This window comes from Streptomyces sp. NPDC030296, from assembly GCF_055572815.1.
The window spans coordinates 206,023-229,541 of the sequence record NZ_JBVICQ010000012.1; the positions used below are offsets into that span (position 1 = coordinate 206,023).

The 23,519-nt window shown below is 70.8% G+C and carries 19 protein-coding genes; 11 read left to right on the plus strand and 8 right to left on the minus strand.

Annotated features, from left to right (window positions below; all coding sequences use genetic code 11):
- Positions 1 to 209: 209 nt before the first annotated feature.
- On the minus strand, positions 210 to 389 hold the full coding sequence (locus tag ACZ4Z3_RS31345; RefSeq protein ID WP_107464597.1) for a hypothetical protein: 180 nt from the start codon (positions 387 to 389) through the stop codon (positions 210 to 212).
- Between the two features lie 603 nt (positions 390 to 992).
- On the opposite strand from ACZ4Z3_RS31345, the gene ACZ4Z3_RS31350 reads away from it, so the two are divergent.
- The 9 genes from ACZ4Z3_RS31350 to ACZ4Z3_RS31390 all read left to right on the plus strand — a co-directional run bounded on the left by ACZ4Z3_RS31350 (position 993) and on the right by ACZ4Z3_RS31390 (position 12,188).
- A complete protein-coding gene (locus ACZ4Z3_RS31350) occupies positions 993 to 4,883 on the plus strand; it encodes a sensor histidine kinase (protein ID WP_468504180.1) in 3,891 nt (1,296 codons plus the stop codon).
- Positions 4,884 to 4,892: 9 nt separating this feature from the next.
- On the plus strand, positions 4,893 to 5,306 hold the full coding sequence (locus ACZ4Z3_RS31355) for a roadblock/LC7 domain-containing protein (protein WP_003973453.1): 414 nt from the start codon (positions 4,893 to 4,895) through the stop codon (positions 5,304 to 5,306).
- Positions 5,307 to 5,417: 111 nt separating this feature from the next.
- Positions 5,418 to 5,816, plus strand: coding sequence for a DUF742 domain-containing protein (locus tag ACZ4Z3_RS31360; protein ID WP_009314205.1), 399 nt, complete (start codon positions 5,418 to 5,420; stop codon positions 5,814 to 5,816).
- Positions 5,797 to 6,372: a GTP-binding protein gene (locus ACZ4Z3_RS31365; RefSeq protein WP_055714096.1), complete on the plus strand. Its 576-nt coding sequence runs from the start codon at positions 5,797 to 5,799 to the stop codon at positions 6,370 to 6,372. The genes ACZ4Z3_RS31360 and ACZ4Z3_RS31365 overlap by 20 nt, the downstream gene beginning before the upstream one ends.
- A 398-nt stretch (positions 6,373 to 6,770) precedes the next feature.
- Positions 6,771 to 9,983, plus strand: a complete 3,213-nt coding sequence (locus ACZ4Z3_RS31370) for a sensor histidine kinase (RefSeq protein ID WP_468504181.1) — start codon at positions 6,771 to 6,773, stop codon at positions 9,981 to 9,983.
- Positions 9,984 to 9,993: 10 nt separating this feature from the next.
- The gene (locus ACZ4Z3_RS31375) at positions 9,994 to 10,407 is read left to right on the plus strand and encodes a roadblock/LC7 domain-containing protein (RefSeq protein WP_004983065.1); all 414 of its coding nucleotides are present in this window, start codon (positions 9,994 to 9,996) and stop codon (positions 10,405 to 10,407) included.
- A 98-nt stretch (positions 10,408 to 10,505) separates the two neighbouring features.
- Positions 10,506 to 11,075 carry a DUF742 domain-containing protein gene (locus ACZ4Z3_RS31380; protein ID WP_055515379.1) on the plus strand — a complete coding sequence of 190 codons (570 nt, stop codon included), beginning with the start codon at positions 10,506 to 10,508 and terminating at the stop codon, positions 11,073 to 11,075.
- Positions 11,056 to 11,637, plus strand: a complete 582-nt coding sequence (locus tag ACZ4Z3_RS31385; RefSeq protein WP_009314218.1) for a GTP-binding protein — start codon at positions 11,056 to 11,058, stop codon at positions 11,635 to 11,637. The genes ACZ4Z3_RS31380 and ACZ4Z3_RS31385 overlap by 20 nt, the downstream gene beginning before the upstream one ends.
- A 413-nt stretch (positions 11,638 to 12,050) precedes the next feature.
- On the plus strand, positions 12,051 to 12,188 hold the full coding sequence (locus tag ACZ4Z3_RS31390) for a hypothetical protein (protein ID WP_468504182.1): 138 nt from the start codon (positions 12,051 to 12,053) through the stop codon (positions 12,186 to 12,188).
- 215 nt (positions 12,189 to 12,403) lie between these two features.
- Here the strand turns inward: ACZ4Z3_RS31390 and ACZ4Z3_RS31395 are convergent, their stop codons facing one another.
- The 3 genes from ACZ4Z3_RS31395 to ACZ4Z3_RS31405 form a co-directional block, all read right to left on the minus strand.
- Positions 12,404 to 12,595 (minus strand): acyl-CoA carboxylase epsilon subunit, encoded by a 192-nt coding sequence (locus ACZ4Z3_RS31395; RefSeq protein ID WP_468504183.1) that lies wholly within the window; start codon positions 12,593 to 12,595, stop codon positions 12,404 to 12,406.
- A 57-nt stretch (positions 12,596 to 12,652) separates the two neighbouring features.
- Positions 12,653 to 14,236 carry an acyl-CoA carboxylase subunit beta gene (locus tag ACZ4Z3_RS31400; RefSeq protein WP_055713146.1) on the minus strand — a complete coding sequence of 528 codons (1,584 nt, stop codon included), beginning with the start codon at positions 14,234 to 14,236 and terminating at the stop codon, positions 12,653 to 12,655.
- Between the two features lie 143 nt (positions 14,237 to 14,379).
- Positions 14,380 to 16,785, minus strand: a complete 2,406-nt coding sequence (locus ACZ4Z3_RS31405) for a polysaccharide lyase 8 family protein (RefSeq protein WP_468504184.1) — start codon at positions 16,783 to 16,785, stop codon at positions 14,380 to 14,382.
- Between the two features lie 153 nt (positions 16,786 to 16,938).
- On the opposite strand from ACZ4Z3_RS31405, the gene ACZ4Z3_RS31410 reads away from it, so the two are divergent.
- Positions 16,939 to 17,559 carry a YceI family protein gene (locus ACZ4Z3_RS31410; protein ID WP_468504185.1) on the plus strand — a complete coding sequence of 207 codons (621 nt, stop codon included), beginning with the start codon at positions 16,939 to 16,941 and terminating at the stop codon, positions 17,557 to 17,559.
- A gap of 136 nt (positions 17,560 to 17,695) precedes the next feature.
- Here the strand turns inward: ACZ4Z3_RS31410 and ACZ4Z3_RS31415 are convergent, their stop codons facing one another.
- Positions 17,696 to 18,307, minus strand: a complete 612-nt coding sequence (locus tag ACZ4Z3_RS31415) for a YdeI/OmpD-associated family protein (RefSeq protein ID WP_468504186.1) — start codon at positions 18,305 to 18,307, stop codon at positions 17,696 to 17,698.
- Between the two features lie 243 nt (positions 18,308 to 18,550).
- Between ACZ4Z3_RS31415 and ACZ4Z3_RS31420 the strand changes: the two genes are divergently transcribed.
- Complete coding sequence (locus tag ACZ4Z3_RS31420; protein WP_468504187.1) at positions 18,551 to 19,336, plus strand: S1 family peptidase; 786 nt, start codon at positions 18,551 to 18,553, stop codon at positions 19,334 to 19,336.
- Between the two features lie 130 nt (positions 19,337 to 19,466).
- On the opposite strand, the gene ACZ4Z3_RS31425 is transcribed toward ACZ4Z3_RS31420, so the two are convergent.
- The 3 genes from ACZ4Z3_RS31425 to ACZ4Z3_RS31435 form a co-directional block, all read right to left on the minus strand.
- Positions 19,467 to 20,843, minus strand: coding sequence for a hypothetical protein (locus ACZ4Z3_RS31425; protein WP_468504188.1), 1,377 nt, complete (start codon positions 20,841 to 20,843; stop codon positions 19,467 to 19,469).
- A gap of 160 nt (positions 20,844 to 21,003) precedes the next feature.
- Positions 21,004 to 22,608: a citramalate synthase gene (gene cimA, locus ACZ4Z3_RS31430; RefSeq protein WP_055515425.1), complete on the minus strand. Its 1,605-nt coding sequence runs from the start codon at positions 22,606 to 22,608 to the stop codon at positions 21,004 to 21,006.
- 326 nt (positions 22,609 to 22,934) lie between these two features.
- Positions 22,935 to 23,471 carry a TetR/AcrR family transcriptional regulator gene (locus ACZ4Z3_RS31435; protein WP_468504250.1) on the minus strand — a complete coding sequence of 179 codons (537 nt, stop codon included), beginning with the start codon at positions 23,469 to 23,471 and terminating at the stop codon, positions 22,935 to 22,937.
- Positions 23,472 to 23,519: the final 48 nt, after the last annotated feature.

The window sequence follows — 23,519 nt, forward strand, 5'->3', positions numbered from 1 at the left end:
CGCTCCAGGCTAACGCGGCAAGGGGGACCCGCCTCGCGCATTGACGGGCGCGGTCGGCCGTATCCATGGGAAAGGGCGCCCTGGTCGTGGTGCCGGGCGCCCTTTGTCCGCGTACCTGACGGAGCGGACTTCCCCTTTCACGGGGTTCACCGGGTTCACGGGATCCGTCTTGAGCACATGGCGGATTCCGTGCGTACTTGAGCCTGCAACTACTCAGCGGACTGGACGGGAACCTTCATCAGGACCGTCCGACGGGGGTTCGCGGTCTGGGAGGGGAGGTCGACGGAGTGCTCCTGCTCCGGCGTGCGCAGGTCCTCGGCGTCGGCGAGGTGGGCCAGCGTGGTGCGCCGGGGGTTGGCTATCGTGCGGAACATCATCGTCGTCTTCACTGTTGTCCAGGACCTCGTCGTGAGCGGGCGCCGGGCCGGGCCGCAAGGGCCGCCCCACAAGCGCGGGTTGTCGGATTCGCCATCCCTGTAAAGCGTCAGGCTAAACATCCGATTCCCGGGGCAGGGCGTGAAGAAGGCATGATCACCGTGTGAGTTTGCTCACCTACTCATCGGCAAATCAGACAATCCGGATTCTCCCTCCACCCTGACAAACCGGACATCAGCCAACTGAATCAGGCATTCCGCTCCTGATCATGGCGACTGGGACACCCCTCGAGCACCCCCATATCGCGGGAGTTTGCCCGCTTTGCTGCGAATCGGCCTCCACATCCGGTGACTCACCCCTCACGCGGTGTCACTGTGAACAGACCGTTATCCGTTGGCCTTGTTGCAGATCCGGCACTGTGCTGGAATTCCACGGACCGCCGCAGGATCGTGCCGGCGCGCAGGGGCGCAACGCAGCGCCGGGCGGCGGCGGAAGGGGGAGCCAGCGCCGGTCACTCACGACCACAAACAGGGGACGTAATTCAGGGCGCCCCCAAGACGCCGACACCGTCCCGCCGTTCATTCGGCGGGGCGCCTGGTCCAGAGGTTGCGACGCTAGTGCAGGGACGTTTCAAGAGGGATGGCAGCGCTTCGGCGGAGCCGGAGCCACACAACGGAACCGGTAACGGTTCCTCCCCCCAGCACGCCCAGAACCCGGGTCCGGCGGAGATCGGCGACGGCGGTGAGCGCTCCGGGCGCACCGGCGCGTCCGCTCCTCCCGCGCCCGGCAAGCCCAAGGGCGACACGGCCGGTGTGACCGGTCCCGGATCACGAGTAGCCCTGCGCAACTGGCGCATCTCCACTCGCCTCGTCTCGCTGCTCGCCCTCCCCGTGGTGGCGGCGACCTCGCTGGGCGCTCTGCGCATCGGCGACAACGTGGACGACATCCAGCAGCTCGACAACATGCGGCTGCTGACCGACATGACCAAGCAGGCGACCGAGCTCGCCGACGCGCTGCAGAACGAGCGCGACCTCTCCGCCGGTCCCCTCGCGCAGGGTCTCGACGCCAGCGACTTCACGGTCAAGGGCGCACGCGAGAAGACGGACCAGGCCCGCCTCCAGTTCGCCGACGCGACCCAGGAGGCCGACAGCTCGAGCACCGCCCAGAACCTTCCCGGTGTCCGCGACAGCCTCGTGCGCGTCGTGCGTGAGCTGAACAACCTCAACAGCATCCGCAACAAGGCCTACGCCGACCCGAAGAACTCCACCCAGACGGTCGAGGCCTACCACCGTCTGATCATCCAGCTGCTGGAACTCTCCCAGGACATGGCGGAGGCCACCAGCAACCCGGACATGATCAAGCGCACCCGCGCCCTGGCCGCGTTCTCGTCGGCCAAGGAGTACGCGTCCGTGCAGCGCGCGGTCATCGCCGCGGCCCTGCCGGTGAACAAGGACACGTTCGGCAACCTCTCCGAGAACGACCGCCTCTACGCGAGCTCGGCGCTGGCGAACGAGGAGTCCGACCGCACCGCCTTCGCCGACATCTACGGCGACGGCGCCGAGGTGCTCACCAAGCCGATCGACGACGCCAGCCCCACCATCGAGGCCTCCGACCTCTACGCGGACCGAGTGCTCGCCAGCGCCGGCGGTCTGCGCGGCCAGGACAAGCGGTCGTACAAGGACTGGACCGACGACTCCGGCACCAAGATCGAGCGTATGGAGAAGATCGAGGGCTCGCTCCTCGAGGAGATGGAGCAGACCGCTCGCACGCTCCGTGCGGACGCCGAGCAAGAGGCGATCATCTCCGGTGCGCTCATCCTGCTCGTCCTCGGTGTCTCCCTGGTCGGCGCGTTCGTCGTGGCCCGCTCCATGATCCGCTCGCTGCGCAGGCTGCAGGACACGGCGACCAAGGTCGCCCAGGACCGCCTGCCCGAGCTGGTCAAGCAGCTGTCGGAGTCGGACCCGCAGGACGTCGACACCTCCGTCGAGTCCGTCGGTGTGCACTCGCGGGACGAGATCGGCCAGGTGGCCGCGGCCTTCGACGACGTGCACCGCGAGGCGGTCCGCCTCGCCGCCGAGCAGGCCCTCCTCCGGGGCAACGTCAACGCGATGTTCACCAACCTCTCGCGCCGCTCCCAGGGCCTCATCCAGCGTCAGCTCTCGCTCATCTCCGAACTGGAGTCCCGCGAGGCCGACCCGGACCAGCTGTCCTCGCTGTTCAAGCTCGACCACCTCGCCACCCGCATGCGCCGTAACGGTGAGAACCTCCTCGTCCTCGCCGGTGAGGAGCCCGGCCGCCGCTGGACCCGCCCGGTCCCGCTGGTCGACGTGCTCCGCGCCGCCGCCTCCGAGGTGGAGCAGTACGAGCGCATCGAGCTGGCCGCCGTGCCGACCACCGAGGTGGCCGGCCGCGTGGTCAACGACCTCGTGCACCTCCTCGCCGAGCTGCTCGAGAACGCGACCTCCTTCTCCTCGCCGCAGACCAAGGTCAAGGTCACCGGTCACGCGCTGCCCGACGGGCGGGTGCTGATCGAGATCCACGACACCGGTATCGGCCTCTCCCCCGAGGACCTCGCGGCGATCAACGAGCGCCTCGCCTCGCCGCCCACCGTGGACGTGTCGGTCTCCCGCCGCATGGGTCTGTTCGTGGTCGGTCGTCTGTCGCAGCGCCACGGCATACGCATCCAGCTCCGGCCCTCCGACTCGGGCGGCACGACCGCGCTGGTCATGCTTCCGGTGGACGTCGCGCAGGGCAACAAGAAGCCGGCTCCCGGCAAGCCCGGCCAGGGTGCCCCCTCCACCGGTGGCCCCGCCGCCGCGCAGGCCGCGGCCGGTGCCGCCGCCGCGCGCCGCCAGGCCGGCCAGTCGGGTCCGCAGCTCGGCGGTGGCCCCTCCGGTGGCGGTCTGCTCGGCGGCGCCCCGCAGCGCGGCCAGGTCGGCGCCGGTCAGGGCCCGCGCGCGGCGCTGCCCGGCAACCCCAGCGGTCCGGGCAACCCCGGTGGTCAGCGTGGGCCGCAGGGCGGTCCGCCCATGCCTCCGCAGGGCGGTCGGCCGGCTCCGGCGGGCGCCGGTGCCGGTGCGTTCGGCGGCGGTCAGGCCCCGGGTGCCCCGCAGGGCCTCCAGGCCGCCGGGACCGGTGGTCCCGACATCAGGAACTTCGAGAACTTCAACGACTCCGGGCGCCAGGGCGGCTTCGCCGGCGGCGGCTCGGGTCTGCGTCCGGGCGGCAGTTTCGGTGACGGCGGCGCTCCGCGTCAGGGTGGCGCCGGTGACAGCGGTCCCGGTGCCGTGCCCCCGAAGCAGGGCAAGGAGCGTCCCGGCAGGCGCCGGCCGCAGCTGCCCGGCCGTGGTGGCCCGCGCGCCGAGCTGCCCGGCGGCAACGCCCCGCGCACGCCGAGCTGGAGCGACGAGAACGCCCAGCCGCCGGTGCCGCGCGCCTCGCTGGACGCCCCGCGCGGCCACGACGAGCAGCCGGACGTGACGGCACCGATGCCGCGGGTCGACCCGAACCAGGGTCCGGCCTCGACCTCGCAGTTCCCGCGCCCCGACTACGACGCCCCGGCCGCCGGGCAGAACGGCACCGGATCCTTCGTGCGCCCCGACGTGTTCGGCGGGGCCGGCGCCCCGCAGGCGTCGGGCGGTCCGTCCCGCGGCGGCGCCGAGGACCCCTCGTCCACCGGCCGGTTCGCCACGGCGGGCTACGACGGCTCCGGCACGGGTCAGTTCCCGGTCCCCGGCCGCCCGAACCCGCAGAACAACGGCCAGTACGGCGCCCCGGACCGGCCGAACGGCCAGGACACCGGTCAGTTCGGCGTCCTCGGACGGCAGAACGGCCAGGGTCCCGGGCAGTACGACCCGTCCGGTCGGCAGAACCCGCAGGACACCGGTCAGTTCGAGCGTCCGCAGGTCAACGGTGAGAGCTTCGGCGGGCCCCGCCAGCCGCAGCGTCCCCCGATGCCCCAGCAGCGCCCCGCCCGCCAGGAGCCGGAGGCGCTGCCGCCGGCCCCGGGCCCCGGCGACGGCCGTACCCCGCTGTACGACACGCTGGAGACCAACTGGTTCCACGGTCAGGGCGGTCAGAGCGGACAGCACGGCCAGGGTGGGCAGCAGCCGCAGCGGCAGCCGGGCAACGGCGTAGCCCCGCAGCGCCCCGTCCAGGCCCCCGAGCCCCCGGCCGCTCCGCAGCGGTCGGCGGCCCCCGCCGCGCCGGCGTCCACCGCCTGGCGCAGCACCCCCAATGACGACCTGGTACGCCAGGCCGAACGCGTCCGTCAGCCGTCGGCGGGCGGGGTCACCACCTCCGGCCTGCCTCGTCGAGTCCCGCGCGCGAACCTCGTGCCGGGCACGGCTCAGCAGCAGCAGCACCAAAGCGGTCCGCAGGTCTCACGTGCGCCTGACGACGTACGCGGCCGACTGACCAATCTCCGTCGGGGTATCGCGCAGGGTCGTCAGGTCGGCAACGGCCAGACCGGCAGCTTCCCGAACCCCACTCACCAGCAGGAGCGTTAGTTGAGCCAGATGAGCCAGGCGGCACAGAACCTCAACTGGTTGATCACCAACTTCGTGGACAACACCCCCGGGGTGTCCCACACCGTCGTCGTGTCCGCCGACGGTCTCCTCCTGGCGATGTCGGAAGGCTTCCCGCGCGACCGCGCCGACCAGCTCGCCGCCGTCGCCTCCGGGCTCACGTCGCTCACGGCCGGGGCGTCCCGGATCTTCGAGGGCGGGAACGTGGCCCAGACGGTCGTGGAGATGGAGCGCGGCTTCCTCTTCCTCATGTCCGTCTCGGACGGCTCCTCCTTGGCCGTCCTGGCCCACCCCGAGTGCGACATCGGCCTCGTCGGCTACGAGATGGCGCTGCTCGTCGATCGTGCGGGCGCGGTGCTCACACCCGACCTGCGCGCCGAACTCCAAGGCAGTCTGCTCCACTGACGCCTGCGGATCCACAGAACTCACCACATCACCGTCCGGCCGACACAGTCCCCCCACCGGCCCCCGTCAGACGGCACGACTGACCGACTTGCTGTCCCGCTCGGAGGATCAATGACCCCGCCCACCGCTCCTCACGATCCGTACGCAGAGCCGTACGGAGATGAGGGCGACCAGCCGCTGGTTCGGCCGTACGCCATGACCGGTGGCCGGACGCGGCCGCGTTACCAGCTCGCCCTCGAGGCGCTGATCAGCACGACGGCAGACCCCGCGCACCTGATGGGGCTGCTTCCCGAGCACCAGCGGATCTGCCACCTGTGCCACGAGGTCAAGTCGGTGGCCGAGGTGTCGGCCCTGTTGTCCATGCCGCTCGGTGTGGCACGGATCCTCGTCGCGGACCTCGCGGAGGCCGGACTCGTCGCGATCCACCAGCCCGGTGGCGACGAGAACGCCGGTGGCGCGCCGGACGTGACTCTGCTGGAAAGGGTGCTCAGTGGACTTCGCAAGCTCTGAACAGGGTCGGGCCACCACCTCCGCGAAGATCGTGGTGGCCGGTGGCTTCGGCGTCGGCAAGACCACGTTCGTGGGTGCCGTCTCCGAGATCAACCCGCTGCGCACCGAGGCCGTCATGACCTCCGCGTCCGCGGGTATCGACGATCTGACCCACACCGGGGACAAGACCACCACCACGGTGGCCATGGACTTCGGCCGTATCACGCTCGACCAGGACCTGATCCTGTACCTGTTCGGCACGCCCGGCCAGGACCGCTTCTGGTTCATGTGGGACGACCTGGTCCGCGGCGCCATCGGCGCCGTGGTCCTGGTGGACACCCGTCGTCTCGCCGACTGCTTCCCCGCGGTCGACTACTTCGAGAACAGCGGGCTGCCGTTCGTCATCGCGCTCAACGGATTCGACGGCCAGCAGCCGTACACCCCGGACGAGGTGCGCGAGGCGCTGCAGATCGGGCCCGACACCCCGATCATCACGACCGACGCCCGGCACCGCGCGGACGCCAAGAGTGCGCTGATCACGCTCGTCGAGCACGCCCTCATGGCCCGTCTGCGCTAGGGACACGCGCGGAAAAGACCACACCCGGGCTCAAAATACTGATCAAGTCCACAACTTCATACGGCAGTTGTCGTATATACACCGATGCCGGCTGTGTCGTTTGACACGGTCGGCGTCGGTGTTCATAACGTTTCGACAGAGAAATAGGGTGGTACGACCACGCGTCGCGGTCGATCGGTACCGCTGCGCTCACAATGGCCCCGCTTTTTGCCGGGGCTCGCTCTGTATGACCGTTTTATCTGGGACTTACATCACGCGGAATCGTTGCCTTCCAGTGTTTGGAACTGCGCAACGTGACGTGCTGGAATGCCTGAACTGCCCAATAGTCAAAGACGTACTAGGGCGTGGAGTCACCCGCGGCACGACGTAGGTGCCGGCGCCGAGAGGTTGTTGGTCGAGTGAGGCGAAGCAAGAAAGGTCCCGAGCCGTCGGCGCGGGGCAACTTCACCCCGCCGCCGCGCGGAGCGGCACCCGCACAAGTGACCGGACCGGAGCCGACGGCAGCTCCCGCGCCCAGCGGAAGCCGTCTCTCCCCTCGCAACTGGCGGGTGCCCACCCGTCTGAACGCGATCCTGCTCATCCCCGTGCTGGTCGGCCTCGTCATGGGCGGCTTCCAGGTCAAGGGGTCGATCAACACCTGGCAGGAGGCCCGCGACGCCGAGAAGGTGGCCAAGATCGTGGCCGCCGCCGGCACGTACGCCGAGGCCCTGCTCAATGAGCGCGACCTCTCCGCCGAGCCGCTGCTCCAGGGCAAGCGCGACAGCGACATCGTCAAGGACGCCCGCGCCTTCACCGACGAGAAGGCCGACGCCTTCCACACCGAGGTCGAGGGGATGCCCGACGGCCAGGGCCTGGAGCGCCGTCTCCGTCTGGTCGAGGAGGCCGAGCCGCAGCTCGACAAGATCCGGCAGACCGCGTTCACCCGCGCCGCCGACCCGGTGCAGACCGAAGAGGGCTACGTCGCCGTCGAGCACCTGCTGATGGAGTTCTCCAACGAGCTCGGTCTCGGCACCGGTAACGTCACCGCCTACGGCCGTACCGTCTACGCGATCGCCCTCGCCAAGGGCGCCGCCTCCCTCCAGCGCGCCATCGGCATGCACCTGCTGATCCGCCCCAGCGAGGACGAGGCGACCTTCCGCCGGCAGGTCACCGCGTTCACCTCGTACGCCTACCTCGAGAACGTCGCCATCCAGGAGTACGTCTCCGGTGGTACCGAGGCGGACGCCGCCCGGCTCCAGCAGGTCCTCGAGCAGAAGGAGGAGGAGGGCAAGAAGCAGGTCACCGACGCCGCGGCCGCCGCCAAGGCCAAGGGGCAGAACTTCACCCCGCCGCCCTCCTCCATGCTGAAGATGATCGAGGCGATAGGCAGCGGGCGGTCGCCCGACGAGCTGAAGGCCCTCGGCGTCACCCCTGCCACGTGGATGGCCGCCTCCACCCTCAAGTTCGAGGGGTACAGCGAGGTCGAGACCGAGCTGATCAACCGCGCGGTGGACGAGGCCGGCACGATCGCCTCCGACGCCCAGCGCGACGCCTACATCAACGGCGCGATCGTCGTGGTCGCCCTGCTCGCCGCGTTCATCATCGCCGGGATCATGGCCCGCCAGATGAGCCGCTCGATGCGCCAGCTGCGCAACGCCGCCTTCGGCATCGCCGAGCAGCGCCTGCCGATGCTGGTCGACCAGCTCTCGCGTACCGACCCCGGCCGGGTGGACACGCGGGTGGCGCCGATCCCGATCACCACCACGGACGAGATCGGCGAGGTCGCCCGCGCGTTCGACCAGGTCCACCGCGAGGCCGTCCGGCTCGCCGCCGAGCAGGCCCTGCTGCGGGGCAACATCAACGCGATCTTCACCAACCTCTCGCGCCGCAACCAGTCGCTGATCGAGGGCCAGCTGACCCTCATCACCGACCTGGAGAACAACGAGGCCGACCCCGACCAGCTGGAGAACCTCTTCAAGCTGGACCACCTGGCCACCCGTATGCGCCGCAACGGCGAGAACCTCCTGGTCCTCGCCGGCGAGGAACCCGGCCGCCGCTGGGACCAGCCCGTCCCCCTCATCGACGTGCTGCGCGCCGCCTCCTCCGAGGTGGAGCAGTACGAGCGCATCGAACTGTCCGGTGTCCCCGAGGCCGAGATCCACGGCCGTGCCGTCACCGACCTCGTGCACCTGCTGGCCGAGCTGCTGGAGAACGCCACCACGTTCTCCTCCCCGCAGACCAAGGTCCGCGTCACCGCGACCCGTCTGCCCGACGGCCGCGTGATGATCGAGATCCACGACAAGGGCATCGGCCTCACCGCCGAGGACTTCGCGGACATCAACCACAAGCTGGCCAACCCGCCGACCGTGGACGCCGCGATCTCCCAGCGCATGGGCCTGTTCGTGGTCGGCCGCCTCTCCGACCGCCACGGCATCCGCGTCCAGCTCCGCCCCTCCGGCGAGCAGGCCGGCACGACCTCGCTGGTCATGCTCCCGGACGTCATCACCCACGGTGGCGGTGGCGAGCAGCAGCCGCAGGTGGACCAGTTCACGGTCTCCCAGATCATCCCGGAGCAGCACGCGTTCCAGCAGCAGCAGAGCGCCCCGATGCGCACCGCCGCGGAGCTGGGCTTCGACGACAGCCGCTACGAGATACCCAACGACATCCGCGAGCTGGACCCGGTGGGCCGCTCCCTGATGCGTGAGGAGCGCCGTGCGGCCCTGGAGGCCCAGACGCACGGCCAGAACCCGGCCATCGAGCCGCCGCGCTACGGCGACGACTTCCAGGCACCCGAGCCGTCCTACGACAACGGCGCCACGGCCTATGTGGACCAGCAGCGGGCCTACGACCAGCAGACGGCGTACGAGGAGCCGCAGCAGCCGTCGTACGACGAGGCGTACTTCGGCCAGGGCGGCGCCGTACAGAACGGCGACGGGCAGCAGCGGGGCGGGAACGACACGTTCTCCGCGACCGGCGGTTACCCGGAGCCCGCCTATGCGGAGCCCGCGCAGGAGGAGCAGGCCCCGGCGGCCCCGGAGACCTACTCGGGCTTCGAGGAGTCGTCCTATCAGGACGACTGGCCGCAGCAGCAGGACTACCAGAGCCCCTATAGCTCCGAGTACGCTCCGGAACCGGAATCTTCGCAGGCCGCTGACGTGAAGGAGCCGGACCGCGTAGGCTTCGACCGTCCGGGATCCACTCCCTCCGCCGGCCACGCGCTGACCGACGCCGGCCTCCCCCGTCGCGGGTCCACCGCGAGCATGGGCGGCACGAGCGCGGGCGCCGTGAACGGACGACAGGATGTGTCCCAGGACCAGCCGACGACCGGGGGGCCGAACGGCGACTGGCGCTCGGCCAACGACGAGCGTTGGCAGCAGGCGTCCCAGTTGAAGAAGCCGAAGGCGGGCGGGGTCACCTCCTCCGGCCTGCCGCGGCGGGTGCCCAAGGCCAATCTGGTCGAGGGGGCCGCCACGGCGACCCCGCAGGGAGGTCCACAGATCTCCCGCGCCCCCGAGGACGTCCGGGGCAGGCTGAGCAACCTGCGCCGGGGTGTCCAGCGAGGGCGCAACGCAGGCAGTGAAACGAACGGCCAGGGCTTCGGTCCTGACAGCACCTACAACCAGGAGCGTTAGTGTGAGCCCGATGAGCCAGGCGGCACAGAACCTGAACTGGTTGATCACCAACTTCGTGGACAACACCCCCGGGGTGTCCCACACGGTGGTGGTCTCCGCCGACGGACTCCTTCTGGCGATGTCCGAAGGGTTTCCGCGCGACCGAGCCGACCAGTTGGCGGCCGTCGCGTCGGGTCTGACCTCTCTGACCGCGGGTGCCTCCCGCATTTTCGAAGGTGGCAGCGTCAATCAGACGGTTGTGGAGATGGAGCGGGGATTCCTGTTCATCATGTCCATTTCCGACGGTTCCTCGCTCGCCGTTCTCGCACATCCGGAAGCCGACATCGGCCTCATCGGGTACGAGATGGCCCTTCTGGTGGACCGTGCCGGCACGGTCCTGACGCCCGATCTTCGTGCGGAGCTCCAGGGCAGCCTGCTCAACTAACAGTGAGACGGTGCGTTTTGGCGTCCCGGGGCCGTAAGGTTTCGGGACGCGGCTTCCAATGAGCCATGGATGCCAGCACAGTCGGAGGAGGAGAGAACGTGGCAACACCCCCAGGCGGTTCATCGTCGGGCAACTGGTCCTACCCTGGCCAGGGGCCGGGCCAGGGTGACCAGAATCGGTACAACTTCCCCTCCGCACCGAGCCGCCAGCAGCCGTACGCACCGCAGGGCCCCGGCCCTTCGCCGTACGACCAGCCGCCTGCGCCGCGCATCCAGCCGGTACAGCCGCAGCGCCGCAGCCCCGAGCCGTCTCCCGCGGGAGGGGCGAGCAACCCCCTGGTGCGCCCGTACGCCATGACGGGCGGCCGCACCAGGCCGCGCTACCAGCTCGCCATCGAGGCGCTGGTGCACACCACCGCGCAGCCGCACCAGATGCAGGGCCAGCTGCCCGAGCATCAGCGGATCTGCAACCTCTGCCGGGAGATCAAGTCGGTGGCCGAGATCTCGGCCCTGCTGACGATCCCTCTCGGCGTGGCCAGGATCCTCGTCGCCGACTTGGCGGAGGCGGGCCTGGTCGCCATCCATCAGCCCGGCGGCGACGAGAACGCCGGCGGCCAGCCAGACGTGACACTGCTCGAAAGGGTGCTCAGTGGACTTCGCAAGCTCTAGCGGCGGTCCTTCCCGCTCCACCACCTCAGCGAAGATCGTGGTGGCGGGTGGCTTCGGCGTGGGCAAGACCACGTTCGTCGGGGCCGTCTCGGAGATCAACCCGCTGCGTACCGAGGCCGTGATGACGTCCGCTTCCGCGGGCATCGACGACCTCACCCACACCGGAGACAAGACGACGACCACCGTCGCCATGGACTTCGGCCGTATCACCCTGGACCAGGACCTGATCCTGTACCTGTTCGGCACGCCCGGCCAGGACCGTTTCTGGTTCATGTGGGACGACCTGGTCCGTGGCGCCATCGGCGCGATCGTGCTCGTCGACACCCGGCGGCTGGCCGACTGCTTCCCGGCGGTCGACTACTTCGAGAACAGCGGGCTGCCGTTCGTCATCGCCCTGAACGGCTTCGACGGCCAGCAGCCGTACAACCCGGACGAGGTCCGTGAGGCGCTGCAGATCGGGCCCGACACGCCGATCATCACGACCGACGCGCGGCACCGGGCCGACGCGAAGTCGGCGCTGATCACTCTGGTCGAGCACGCGCTGATGGCGCGCCTGCGGTAGGTCCGCGACGCTCAGCCGTACGAAGGGGTCCCTCTTGAGAGAGGGGCCCCTTTCGTGTTGCCGGGGTTTCCGCCCGTCGCCGTGGGGGCGGGTCAGGTCGGCGGCTGCGGGTTCGTCGTGGTCTCCCGCGCAGTTCCCCGCGCCCCTTGGTGGTGTGCTGCGGCGGTTGTGAGGACCTCCCTGATCGAGCCCATGCCGTGGCGGTCCTCCGTGCTGGAGAGGGCTGCCGCCTCCGGGAGGAGGGAGCGGAGGTCCACTCCGGTCTCGGCAGCCCGCCGGATCAGGCCGTGGAGGGTGACCAGTTCGTCCCTCGTGTCGTGGCCCAGGTCCCGGGCCGAGAGCAGGAGCAGCTCCCGGCGGAAGGACTCCGGGGTGCGGGCGGGCGGCAGGCCCGTGGCCCAGGTGAAGGAGTCGTGGCGGCGCAGGAGGGCACGGACCGCGGCACGGGTCGGCTCGTCGGTGCGTGCGTAGAGATCGAGGAGGTCGGACAGAGCTGTCTCGGCCTCTTCTCGGACGCCGGCCTCGTCGAGGGGGTGCGGGCCTTCTCGTAGGCGGGTCTCCCGGGCCGGGTCGGTGGGGTCACGGGGCGGTGGGCGATCGGTCTCAGTAGCGCGTCGACTCGCGCCACGGTCTCCTCCAGGTCGGCCGGTACGCCCATGCCCTCTCCTCCTTGCCGGTTCGTCCGGTCACCCTACGCAACGCGAAGGCCCCGGCCGCTCCCCATGTGGGGGGCGCCGGGGCCTTCGGGCGGTCGAGGGCCGCGAGGTCACCGCCAGCTGTGCGGGGCCCGGAAGCCGGACTCGCGCTCCAGGCGGCGCCAGCCGGCGCGGGCGCGGCCGCGGTGGGCCGGGGTCTCGGCGGGCCGGGCGGCCGCGCGGGCGAGGAGCAGCGCGGTGATCGCGGCCACTTCCTCGGGTTCGGCGTGGCCCTTCTCGACGCGAATATCAGGAAGCTTCATGGAAGTCAGTCTCCGTGGATGAGGTTTCCGCAGGGGTACGGCGAAGGAACCGGCGGATTACTGCGGCGGGTTGCCGTGCTTGCGGGAGGGCAGGTCGGCGTGCTTCGTGTGGAGCATCGCCAGGGAGCGGATGAGCACGGAGCGGGTGTCCGCGGGATCGATGACGTCGTCCACGAGGCCGCGCTCGGCCGCGTAGTACGGGTGCATCAGCTCGGCCTTGTACTCCTTGACCATGCGGACACGCATCGCCTCGGGGTCCTCGGCGTCGGCGATCTGCCGGCGGAAGATGACGTTGGCGGCACCCTCGGCGCCCATCACCGCGATCTCGTTGGTGGGCCACGCGTAGGTGAGGTCGGCACCGATGGACTGGCTGTCCATGACGATGTACGCACCTCCGTAGGCCTTCCGAAGGATCAGGGAGATCCTCGGCACGGTCGCGTTGCAGTAGGCGTACAGGAGCTTCGCGCCGTGGCGGATGATTCCACCGTGCTCCTGGTCTACACCAGGTAGGAAGCCGGGGACGTCCAGAAGAGTGACGATCGGGATGTTGAAGGCGTCGCACATCTGCACGAAGCGCGCGGCCTTCTCGCTGGCCTCGATGTCGAGGACGCCCGCGAGGGTCTGCGGCTGGTTGGCGACGATGCCGACCACCTGGCCGTCGAGCCGGCCGAGGGCGCAGATGATGTTGCGGGCCCAGCGCTCGTGGACCTCCAGGTAGTCGCCGTCGTCGACGATCTCCTCGATGACCTTGGCCATGTCGTAGGGCCGGTTGCCGTCCGCGGGGACCAGGTCGAGGAGGACGTCGCTGCGGCGGTCCACCGGGTCGGAGGCCTCCACGCGCGGGGGGTTCTCACGGTTGTTCTGCGGGAGCATCGCCAGGAGGTAGCGCACCTCGGCGATGCACGTCTCCTCGTCGTCGTACGCGAAGTGCGCGACACCGCTGGTCTCGGCGTGCACGTCCGCGCCGCCCAGGCCGTTCTGGGTGATCTCCTCGCCGGTGACGGCCTTGACGACGTCCGGGCCGGTGATGAACATCTGCGAGGTCTCGCGGACCATGAACACGAAGTCGGTCAGGGCGGGGCTGTAGGCCGCGCCGCCCGCGCAGGGGCCGAGCATCACGCTGATCTGCGGGATGACACCGGACGCCTTGGTGTTGCGCTGGAAGATGCCGCCATAGCCGGCGAGGGCGGAGACGCCCTCCTGGATCCGGGCGCCGGCGCCGTCGTTGAGGGAGACCAGCGGGGCACCGGCCGCGATGGCCATGTCCATGATCTTGTGGATCTTGGTGGCGTGGGCCTCGCCGAGGGCGCCGCCGAAGATACGGAAGTCATGGGCGTAGACGAAGACCGTGCGGCCCTCCACCGTGCCCCAGCCGGTGACGACACCGTCGGTGTACGGCTTCTTGGCCTCCAGACCGAAGCCGGAGGCCCGGTGCCGGCGCAGCTGCTCGACCTCGTTGAAGGAGCCCGGGTCCAGCAGCAGCTCGATGCGCTCCCGCGAGGTCAGCTTGCCCTTGGCGTGCTGCGCCTCGGTCGCCTTCTCGCTCGGGCCGGCGATCGCCTGCGCACGAATCTCGTGCAGTTCGGCCACTCGCCCACGCGCGTCCGTCGGCTCACCCAGCGCCTCATCCAAAACGGTCATGTAGTGACCTTACGAAGTCGAACAAGAAAACCGGGCCGTTGACTCCGTACAGTCTCCGGCGCGTTTTCCTGGTACCCCTGAACAGAACTGTTCCGGCATGCAGCCGACCCGACTGCTCAGGGGGTGTGCGGCTTGTCGGGGTCTCACAAAGGCGCGTGGTCGCCTCGGGCGAGAGTCAGGTCACAGGTGTGGGTGGCGCAGGCGGTGCCGGGGCTCACGCGGAGCCGTACACGGCGCTCTGTCGCCTCCAGCACCTCGACGGAGGGGTCGGTCCGCGCCACCGAGCGGACCGGGCCGTTCCAGGTGATCTCGACGGGCTCGCCGGTGCGCGGTGGTTCGCTCACGCAGAGGGTAGCGGTGCGGCCCCGGCGGCGGACGAGGACGCTCGCGCCGGCCGAGGCGGTGAGCGGTCCGGCCCGGCCGGCCGTCCAGAAGTTCGCCGCCGTCACGCCGAGCCGTGCGATGTGGACCGCCTGGCACGCGCTGTCGTTGGCGAGGACCGACAACCACCGCCGGTCGGCGGCACGGGCGGCGACGGCGCGGCGGGACGCCCCGGGCATGAGGACGTAGACGTAGGCCGCGTCGGTGGGGTCGGTTCCGTGGTCCAGCCACAGGGTCTGCCAGCGCCGGGTGCGGCGTTCGGTGGTGCCGCCGGTGTTGATGTCGGACCAGGCGCCGGTGCGGTCCTCACGGAGGGTGCGCAGGTCCGCCCGGGCGCGGCCGGGCAGGACCCAGCCGCCGTGGCCCGCCAGGTGGGCCCAGTCCGGGCCCTGGACGAGGGGGTGGTGCCCGCTGTCGTCGGGGTGGCCCAGGTTGCGGTTGTCGACGACGGTCTCGACCGGGACGCCGTCCGCGCAGCTGATCCCCGCGCCGAGGCAGATGACGCAGTCGTCGACGCAGAACCACGACTTGTGGGCCCGGAGGGTGGAGCCCAGCCCCTTGAGGTGCTGGCCGATCGCCGCGTACGCGCCGTCCGTGGTCCCGCCGACCCACCGTACGGCGGGCTTGGGCGCGCCCCACTCGCCGCCCTCCTTGTCGGCGAGGCGCTTGGTGGAGACGGTCGTGCCGGGGAGCCGGTACCAGTCGACGGTCGGCCAGAACCAGTCGGTGTACTGATCGGACCGGGCGCCGCGCCCCCTGGGCCACCACAGGGTCATCCCGGCTCCGGTGTGCCAGCCGCGCGGGTTCTCGCCGTTGCCGCACTCGTAGTGCGCGATGCGACCGGAGGCCAGGGACAGGGCGGCCACGAAGCCGGGGCGGCGGTGGACGGCACGGTCCATGGCGGCGAAGAGGCGGTGCCCGACGGGGTCGGGGGCGGGCGGTGCCGGGGACGCCGCGACGGCGTGGAGCCGAGCCAGGTCGGCGACGCCGAACTGGGGGGCGGTGAGGATCGGTGTCACCGTGTCGCGTTGGATCCACCCCTTGACCCGCCCGTGCCACCGCTCACGCTCGGCCGTGCCGGCGCCCAGCGCGAGAAGGGCGATCGCCGCGATGAGCGCCTGTCCGTGGAAGTGGTCGCCCCGCAGGACGTGCCGGTCGTCGCTCCTGAGGTGGCCGCGACTGATGGCCCGGCCGTTGACGGTGTCCATGACCAGGCCGTCGTGGATGAGGGGGGCGTACGCCCGCTCGACACTGTCGAGGACGAGCTGCCGACGGGGGTCGGTGACCTGCCAGGAGGACCCGGCCAGCAGGGCGAACAGGCGCCCCAGCCCGTCGAGCATCACCTGCCCGTAGGTCCCCGAGTAGGCGACCCAGGTGTGCTGCACGAAGGAGCCGTCGGCGTAGAGGCCGTCCCCCTGGGTGACGTACGGGAAGACCGGCGAGAGGGCGTCCCGGGCGAGGGCGATCTTCCCGGGGGCCCGGCCGAGGATGCCGCGCAGGGCGACGGAGCGGCAGAGGTCGACGCGGTTGGCGCCGGTGGAGGTGCCGGTGTAGTCGTGCAGCATCGCGTCGGGGACGAAGTGGTCGACCGCCGCGCAGGCGGCGTCCCGCCGGGCGGGCGTCAGCTCGTCGTGGAGGGCGGCGACGATGTCCGTCAGGAGGCGGGGGCTGCCGATCTGCCACTCCCACCAGTTGCCGTAGCGGATGGTCGAGGGGTGGTAGACGGTCTCGGAGAGGTGGTCGAGGCCGCGGGTGATGTCCGCGAGGAGGGTGGCGTCGCCGGTCGAGGCGGTGCCGGGCTGGACGTACGCCTGGGTCATCGTCCACAGCCGCGCGTAGCTCCGGGTGATGCCGGAGGGCGGGTCGAAGGGGCACTCGGGCCAGAGGGAGCGGGGTGCGGGCGCCATGGTCGCCCGGAAACCGCGGGCCAGCTCGCCGGTCTCACGGAGGCGGGAGGCGTAGGGCTCGGTGGTGGGGTCGTAGCCGGCGCCGAGGGCGATGGTGAGCCAGCGGTGGCGGAGCGCCTCGAACTCGTCCGGCTCGTCCGGCTCGTCCGGCTCGTGCGGCTCGTCCGGCTCGTGCGGCTCGTGCGGCTCGTGCGCGAGGGTGGGGGTGGGGGTCGCCGCCAGGGTCGCGGCGAGCAGGAACGTACGACGCGTGGGGGTCATGCCCATGCCGTATCACCTACGAGAGTGGAGATCAACGCTGTGTAACCTGACGATCACCCGCTCGACAAGGTTGAAAGTTGAACGGAATAGGTCTACGGTGGACCGTGTTCAGTTCGTTGAACATTGAACGACATCACCTCCAAGGAGCACGTCATGAGCATCTTCGGCCGCAAGAACGACACCACCGCCTCCGCGACGGCCGTGGCGACCGCCTCCCCGGTGAACCCCGAGCTGGCCGCGCTGACCGGCGACTACACGATCGACGCGTCCCACACCACGCTCGGCTTCGTCGCTCGGCACGCCATGGTCACCAACGTCAAGGGCAGCTTCCTCGACTTCTCGGGCTCGCTGCACCTCGACGGCACGGACCCGTCCCGCTCGACCGCCTCCCTCGACGTCGCGATGGACAGCATCGACACCGGCAACGCCGACCGGGACGGCCACCTCAAGAGCGCGGACTTCTTCAAGACGGACGAGTTCCCGACGATGACCTTCCGCTCGACCTCCGCGGAGGCTCTCGGCGGCGACGACTACCGCATCACCGGCGATCTCTCCATCCTCGGCACCACCAAGCCGCTCACCATCGACCTGGAGTTCAACGGCGCCGCCAAGGACCCCTTCGGCAACGAGCGCGTCGGCTTCGAGGGCAAGGCGGAGATCCTGCGCTCCGAGTGGGGCCTCACCTGGAACGCCGCGCTGGAGACGGGCGGCGTGCTGGTCTCCGACAAGATCAAGCTGCGCTTCGACATCTCGGCGATCCGCAACGCCGAGTGACCCGGGCGAGCGGAAGCGGGACGGACCGGCCGACGACCCACCAGGGAGCGGCCGGTCCTCACTGCGTTCGTGCGACCCACCGGGGGGGCGGCCGGCCCTCGCTCCGGCCGTGCGACCCACCGGGGAGCGGCCGTTCTCACTCCGGTCGGCCCGCTTCCAGCTTCTCCAGTGCCGCCCCCAGCCGGGCGGCGCGTGTACGGGGCGTACGGGCCTTGAGCAGGCCCAGGACGACGAGATACCGGTCGGTCCTCCCGAGCCGGTCGAACGCCTGTCGGGCGCGAGGTCGGTGCGCGAGGGCCGCTTCCAGATCCTCCGGTACGACCGCCTCCTTCTGGGACGCGTACGCCGAGGCCCAGCGTCCGTCCGCCTTCGCGGCGTCGACCTCCGCGAGACCGCCGGGTCGCATCCGGCCCTCGGCGGTCAGTTCCTCCACCCGGCGCACGTTCACCATCGACCAGTCGCCGCGCGGCCTGCGCGGTGTGATCCGCTGCAGATAGTGGGCCTCGTCGAACCGGCGCCGGTGCCCGGTGATCCAGCCGTGGCAGAGGGCGACGTCATTGACCTCCCCGGCACCGACGGACGGGATCCCGCTCCCCTTCTTGGCGATCTTCACCCACAGACCGGGGTGCGGCGCGGGATGAGCGGCCAGCCACGCGTCGAGCCGGTCGACGTCCTCGAACCCCGGCGCGTCCGCGGGCACCTGGGTTTCGACGGGAGCGGGGACCTCGGCGCTGTCGTGAGTGACCATGAGGCCACGCTAGGCGGCCTGTAGGTCAGCTCCTGTCCTACAGGCGGACGCCACAGGAAACCAGGTGGCTGGTTCGGACCTCTTGTGTGAGGGGTTGCGGCGTTCTCATAATCCAGCAACAGAAATTGATTTGAGCATGCCAGCATACGGCGCTCCCCGGCGCCTGATTTGGCATGCTCTCGTCAAATCTGTGTTCGGTTGCACGAGTCCCCGCATGCTCGACCCCCCACGGAAGGCATCACCTTGAAGCGACTCATCACCGCCCTGAAGAGATGCGCCGCCGTCGGCGCCGCCGCGCTCGCGATCGCCAGCCTCCAGCCGGTCTCGGCGGCCCAGGCCGCCCCGTCACCGGTCGTCGGCGGCACACGTGCGGCACAGGGCGAGTTCCCGTTCATGGTCCGGTTGTCGATGGGCTGTGGCGGCGCGCTGTACACGCAGCAGATCGTCCTCACCGCCGCGCACTGTGTCGGCGCGACCGGGAACAACACGAGCATCACCGCCACCGCCGGTGTGGTGGACCTCCAGAGCACCAGCGGGCGGGTCCAGGTCCGCTCCACGAAGGTGTACCGCGCCCCCGGCTACAACGGCACCGGCAAGGACTGGGCGCTCATCAAGCTCGCCCAGCCGATCAACCTGCCGACCCTGAAGATCGCCACCAACACCCAGTACAACACCGGAGACTTCACCGTCGCCGGCTGGGGAGCGGCCCGTGAGGGCGGCGCCCAGCAGCGCTACATGCTCAAGGCGACGGTCCCGTTCGTCAGTGACGCGACCTGCCGTGCCTACGGCGGCCTCTACAGCGACCTCGTCGCCGCTGAGGAGATCTGCGCCGGGTTCGCCTCGGGCGGCGTCGACACCTGCCAGGGCGACTCGGGCGGCCCGATGTTCCGCCGCGACAACGCCGGCGCCTGGATCCAGGTCGGCATCGTCAGCTGGGGCGAGGGCTGCGCCCGGCCCAACGCCCCGGGTGTCTACTCCGAGGTCTCGACCTTCGCCTCCCAGATAGCGTCGGCCGCCGCCACGCTCTGACCGGCACCCCGGCATCCCGGCACCCCCGGGGATCACTCCGTACGACGCCCACGGGCCCGGCGCCTGCGCGCCGGGCCCGTGCTCGCACTTGTACTCGTACTCGTACTCGTACTGGTCAATCGTCCGTGGCTCAGAAGCCGCCGCCGAAGTCTCCTCCGCCGAAGTCGCCGCCCCCTCCGAAGTCACCGCCGCCGAAGCCGCCGGAGAAGTCGTCCGTGTCGAAGTCGCCGCCGGAGACGTCACCACCGCCGTAGCCGCCGTCCGCGCCGAAGTCTCCGTAGCCGGCGCCGTAGACGGCCGCGTAGGAGGGAGTGGCCATCATGCTGCCGAGCATCGTGCCGACGAGGAGGCCGGGGAGGATGCCGCCGCCGAAGTAGCCGCCCGCCCAGGGGCCGTAGGCGGGGCCCGCGTCCCAGTAGGGGCGGCGGGCGCCGGAGACCGTCTCCACCTCGCGGACCATGGGCTCCTGGCCGTCCGCCAGTCGGGCCTCGTCCGCCGCGCACACCGGGACCTCGCGGGACGCGCCGCCCAGTGGTGGGGTCCACAGGATGTCGGCGACCGACGGGCCGTGGCGGGGGTCGAAGAAACAGGGGGCACGGCGTTCGGGCAGCGGACGGCCCTCCCGGCGGGCGGCCAGCAGGGCGAGGGAGAAGCGGCCGTCCTCCAGGGCCTGGGTGACCGCGCGCACGTCCTCGGGGCGGGTGGCCGCCGCCATCAGCGATTTCGCCTGCTCGTAGGCGTCGAGGGCCCGCTCGTAGTCGGCGCGCATCGCGTCGTCCGCGCCCGCCTCGGCGGGGTGGAAGTCCAGCCGGTCGAGTTCCTCGCCGAAGGCGGTGATGTCCTCGTCGACCACCACGCGCAGCTTCTCCAGGGCCGCGCGGCGCTCCGCCTCCTCCCGGCGGCGCCGCCGGCGGACCAGGGCGTACGCGCCGACACCGCCCGCCGCCACCACCGCGCCGGCGGCGGCCAGGGCGCCGACGTCCACGCCCTCGTCGCCTCCGCCGCCGCTCCAACTCGACGGGGCCGTGCCGCCCGGGTTGCTGCGCAGGGCGTCGTCCACGAAGTCGTTGAGCTGGGCCTTGGCGTCCCCCGCGCCCTGTGCCGCGGCAACCAGGTTGGACACGGTCCGCGGGCTCAGGACGCTCGCGTCGGCCCTCGCGTCGAAGCGGTCGCCGAGGCGGATGGCGTACAGGCCGGTGACGCCGGTCTCCGTGCGGAGGTTCCTGAAGAGGTCCTGGGTGGGGTGGCCGGCCGGGAGGACCGCCACGAAGACCGGCTCGTCCGCGTCGACGATCTTGTCGGCGAGCGCTTCGGCGTCCGACGCGGCGAGCAGATCGGAGGCGGCCGGGTCGACGTAGACGGGGCTCTCGCGCAGGGCCGCGGCCACCGTCGAGAGGTCGGTGGCCGCGCGGGCGCCCGGCGCGCCGACCGCCAGCACCGCCAGGGCGGCGGCGATGAGCGGCACGATCAGGAGACGGGCCCAAGGCAGGACCGGTGCGCCCTTCATACCTTCGAAGCTACCTCGGTCACCGGCAAAACGGACGATCCGGACCGCCCGGAACCGGAACCGGGGGTTCGGCTCCCGCCGGGCAGAGCCCCGGCCGACGGGGGACGGGCGAGGGCCGCGCCCCGTCCCGCCGGGCGCGGCCCATCGGCCTGTCGGGTGGTCACTCCGCGGGTTCGACCCCGGCCCGGAGCAGGCCGTACGTGTAGGCGTCCTCCAGGGCCTGCCACGAGGCGGCGATGACGTTCTCGGCGACGCCCACCGTGGACCACTCGCCGGCGCCGTCGGTGGTGGAGATCAGTACGCGGGTCGTGGAGTTGGTGCCGTGCTTGCCCTCCAGGATGCGGACCTTGTAGTCGACCAGCTCCATCTTGGCGAGCTGGGGGTAGATCCGCTCCAGGGCGACGCGCAGGGCGCGGTCGAGGGCGTTGACCGGGCCGTTGCCCTCGGCGGTGGCGACGATGCGCTCGCTCTTGGCCCACAGTTTGACGGTGGCCTCGTTGGCGTGGCTGCCGTCGGGGCGGTCCTCCACGATCGCGCGCCAGGACTCGGTGCTGAAGTAGCGCAGCGGCTTGCCGGCCACCTCCTCACGGAGCAGCAGCTCGAACGACGCGTCCGCCGCCTCGTACGTGTAGCCCTTGAGCTCGCGCTCCTTGACCCGCTCCACGACCCGGCCGATCAGCTCCCGGTCACCGCCGAGGTCGACGCCCAGCTCCTTGCCCTTGAGCTCGATGGAGGCGCGGCCCGCCATGTCGGAGACCAGCATCCGCATGGTGTTGCCGACCTGCTCGGGGTCGATGTGCTGGTACAGGTCGGGGTCGACCTTGATGGCGGAGGCGTGCAGGCCCGCCTTGTGCGCGAAGGCGGAGACACCCACGTACGGCTGATGCGTGGAGGGCGTCAGGTTGACGACCTCGGCGATCGCGTGGGAGATGCGGGTCATCTCGCGCAGGGCGCCGTCGGGGAGGACCTTCTTGCCGTACTTCAGCTCAAGGGCCGCGACGACCGGGAAGAGGTTGGAGTTGCCGACGCGTTCGCCGTAGCCGTTGGCCGTGCACTGGACGTGGGTGGCGCCCGCGTCGACGGCGGCGAGGGTGTTGGCGACCGCGCAGCCGGTGTCGTCCTGGGCGTGGATGCCGAGCCGGGCGCCGGTGTCGGCGAGGACGGTGGAGACGACGGCCTGGACCTGGGCGGGCAGCATGCCGCCGTTGGTGTCGCAGAGGATGACGACGTCGGCGCCGGCCTCGGCGGCGGTGCGGACGACGGACTTGGCGTACTCGGGGTTGGCGCGGTAGCCGTCGAAGAAGTGCTCGCAGTCGACGAAGACCCGGCGGCCCTGCTCCCGGAGGTGGGAGACGGTGTCGCGGACCATCTCCAGGTTCTCCTCCAGGGTGGTGCGCAGCGCCAGCTCCACATGGCGGTCGTGGGACTTGGCGACGAGGGTGATCACCGGGGCGCCGGAGTCGAGGAGCGCCTTGACCTGCGGGTCCTCGCTCGCTCTGCCGCCGGCGCGGCGGGTGGCGCCGAACGCGACGAGCTGGGCGTGCTTGAAGTCGATCTCCTTCAGGGCGCGGGCGAAGAACTCGGTGTCCCGCGGGTTGGCGCCCGGCCAGCCGCCCTCGATGAAGCCCACTCCGAAGTCGTCCAGGTGCCGAGCGATGGCCAGCTTGTCGGCGACGGTGAGATTGATGCCCTCGCGCTGGGCGCCGTCGCGCAGGGTGGTGTCGAAGACGTGGAACGAGTCGTCGAGTTCGCTGGTTTCCGTCATGGTGTTCGGCTCCTGATGTCGGATCTCGGTCTGTACCGGAATGACCGGCTCCACCGTCCTCCCATCATCCCGCGCGCTGCGTTCCCGGCTGGGGGTGGGCCAGAAAAGCGAAAAACCTCTCGCGGGTGCGAGAGGTCTGCGCGCGGGTCGAGGACGACGGTGTCCGCCCGTACGTGGTCGTACGTGGCGGTCACTGCGGACCGGCGCGCCTGCTGCCAATAATCATGGCGAACGAGAGCACGGGGGCAGTGTGGCACAGACCGTCCCGGTGCTCACCGTCCGTCTCAGGATGCGAACAGCGCGCTGTGTACGGGCGCCTGCCGGGGTCACCCGAGGGACTCGTCCAGGAACTCCCGTACGTGGGACAGGATCCGGTCGCGGTCGGCGCCGCGCAGCCCGATGGCCACGTTGATGGAGAAGCCGTCGAGCAGGGCGCGCAGCCGGGTGGCGAACCGGTCGGGATCGACGGTCCGGAACTCGCCGCGCGACATGCCCTCGGCGAGCAGCGCCACCAGGTCGCGGTGCCAGGCGCCCTCGATGGCCGCCTGGCGGTCGCGGGCCTCGTCGTCGGCGTTCTGCGAGCGGTTCCACACCTCCAGCCAGAGCGTCCAGTGGGGGTCACGGTGGCCGTCCGGGACGTACAGGTCGACGTACGCGTCCAGGCGTTCGCGGACCGGGGCGGTCCGGGTGAGGAGCCGGGCGCGCTCGGCGCCGAGCCGGCCCTCGCTCCACTCCAGGGTCCGCAGCAGCAGCTCGTCCTTGGAGTGGAAGTAGTAGAGGAGATGGCCGCTGCTCATGCCGACCTCACGGCCGAGCGCCGCCATGGTGAGCTTCTCCAGCCCCCGCTCGGCGATCATGGCCATGGCGGCGCCGAGGACCTCCTCGCGGGGCGGGGCGGTGTTGCGGCGGCG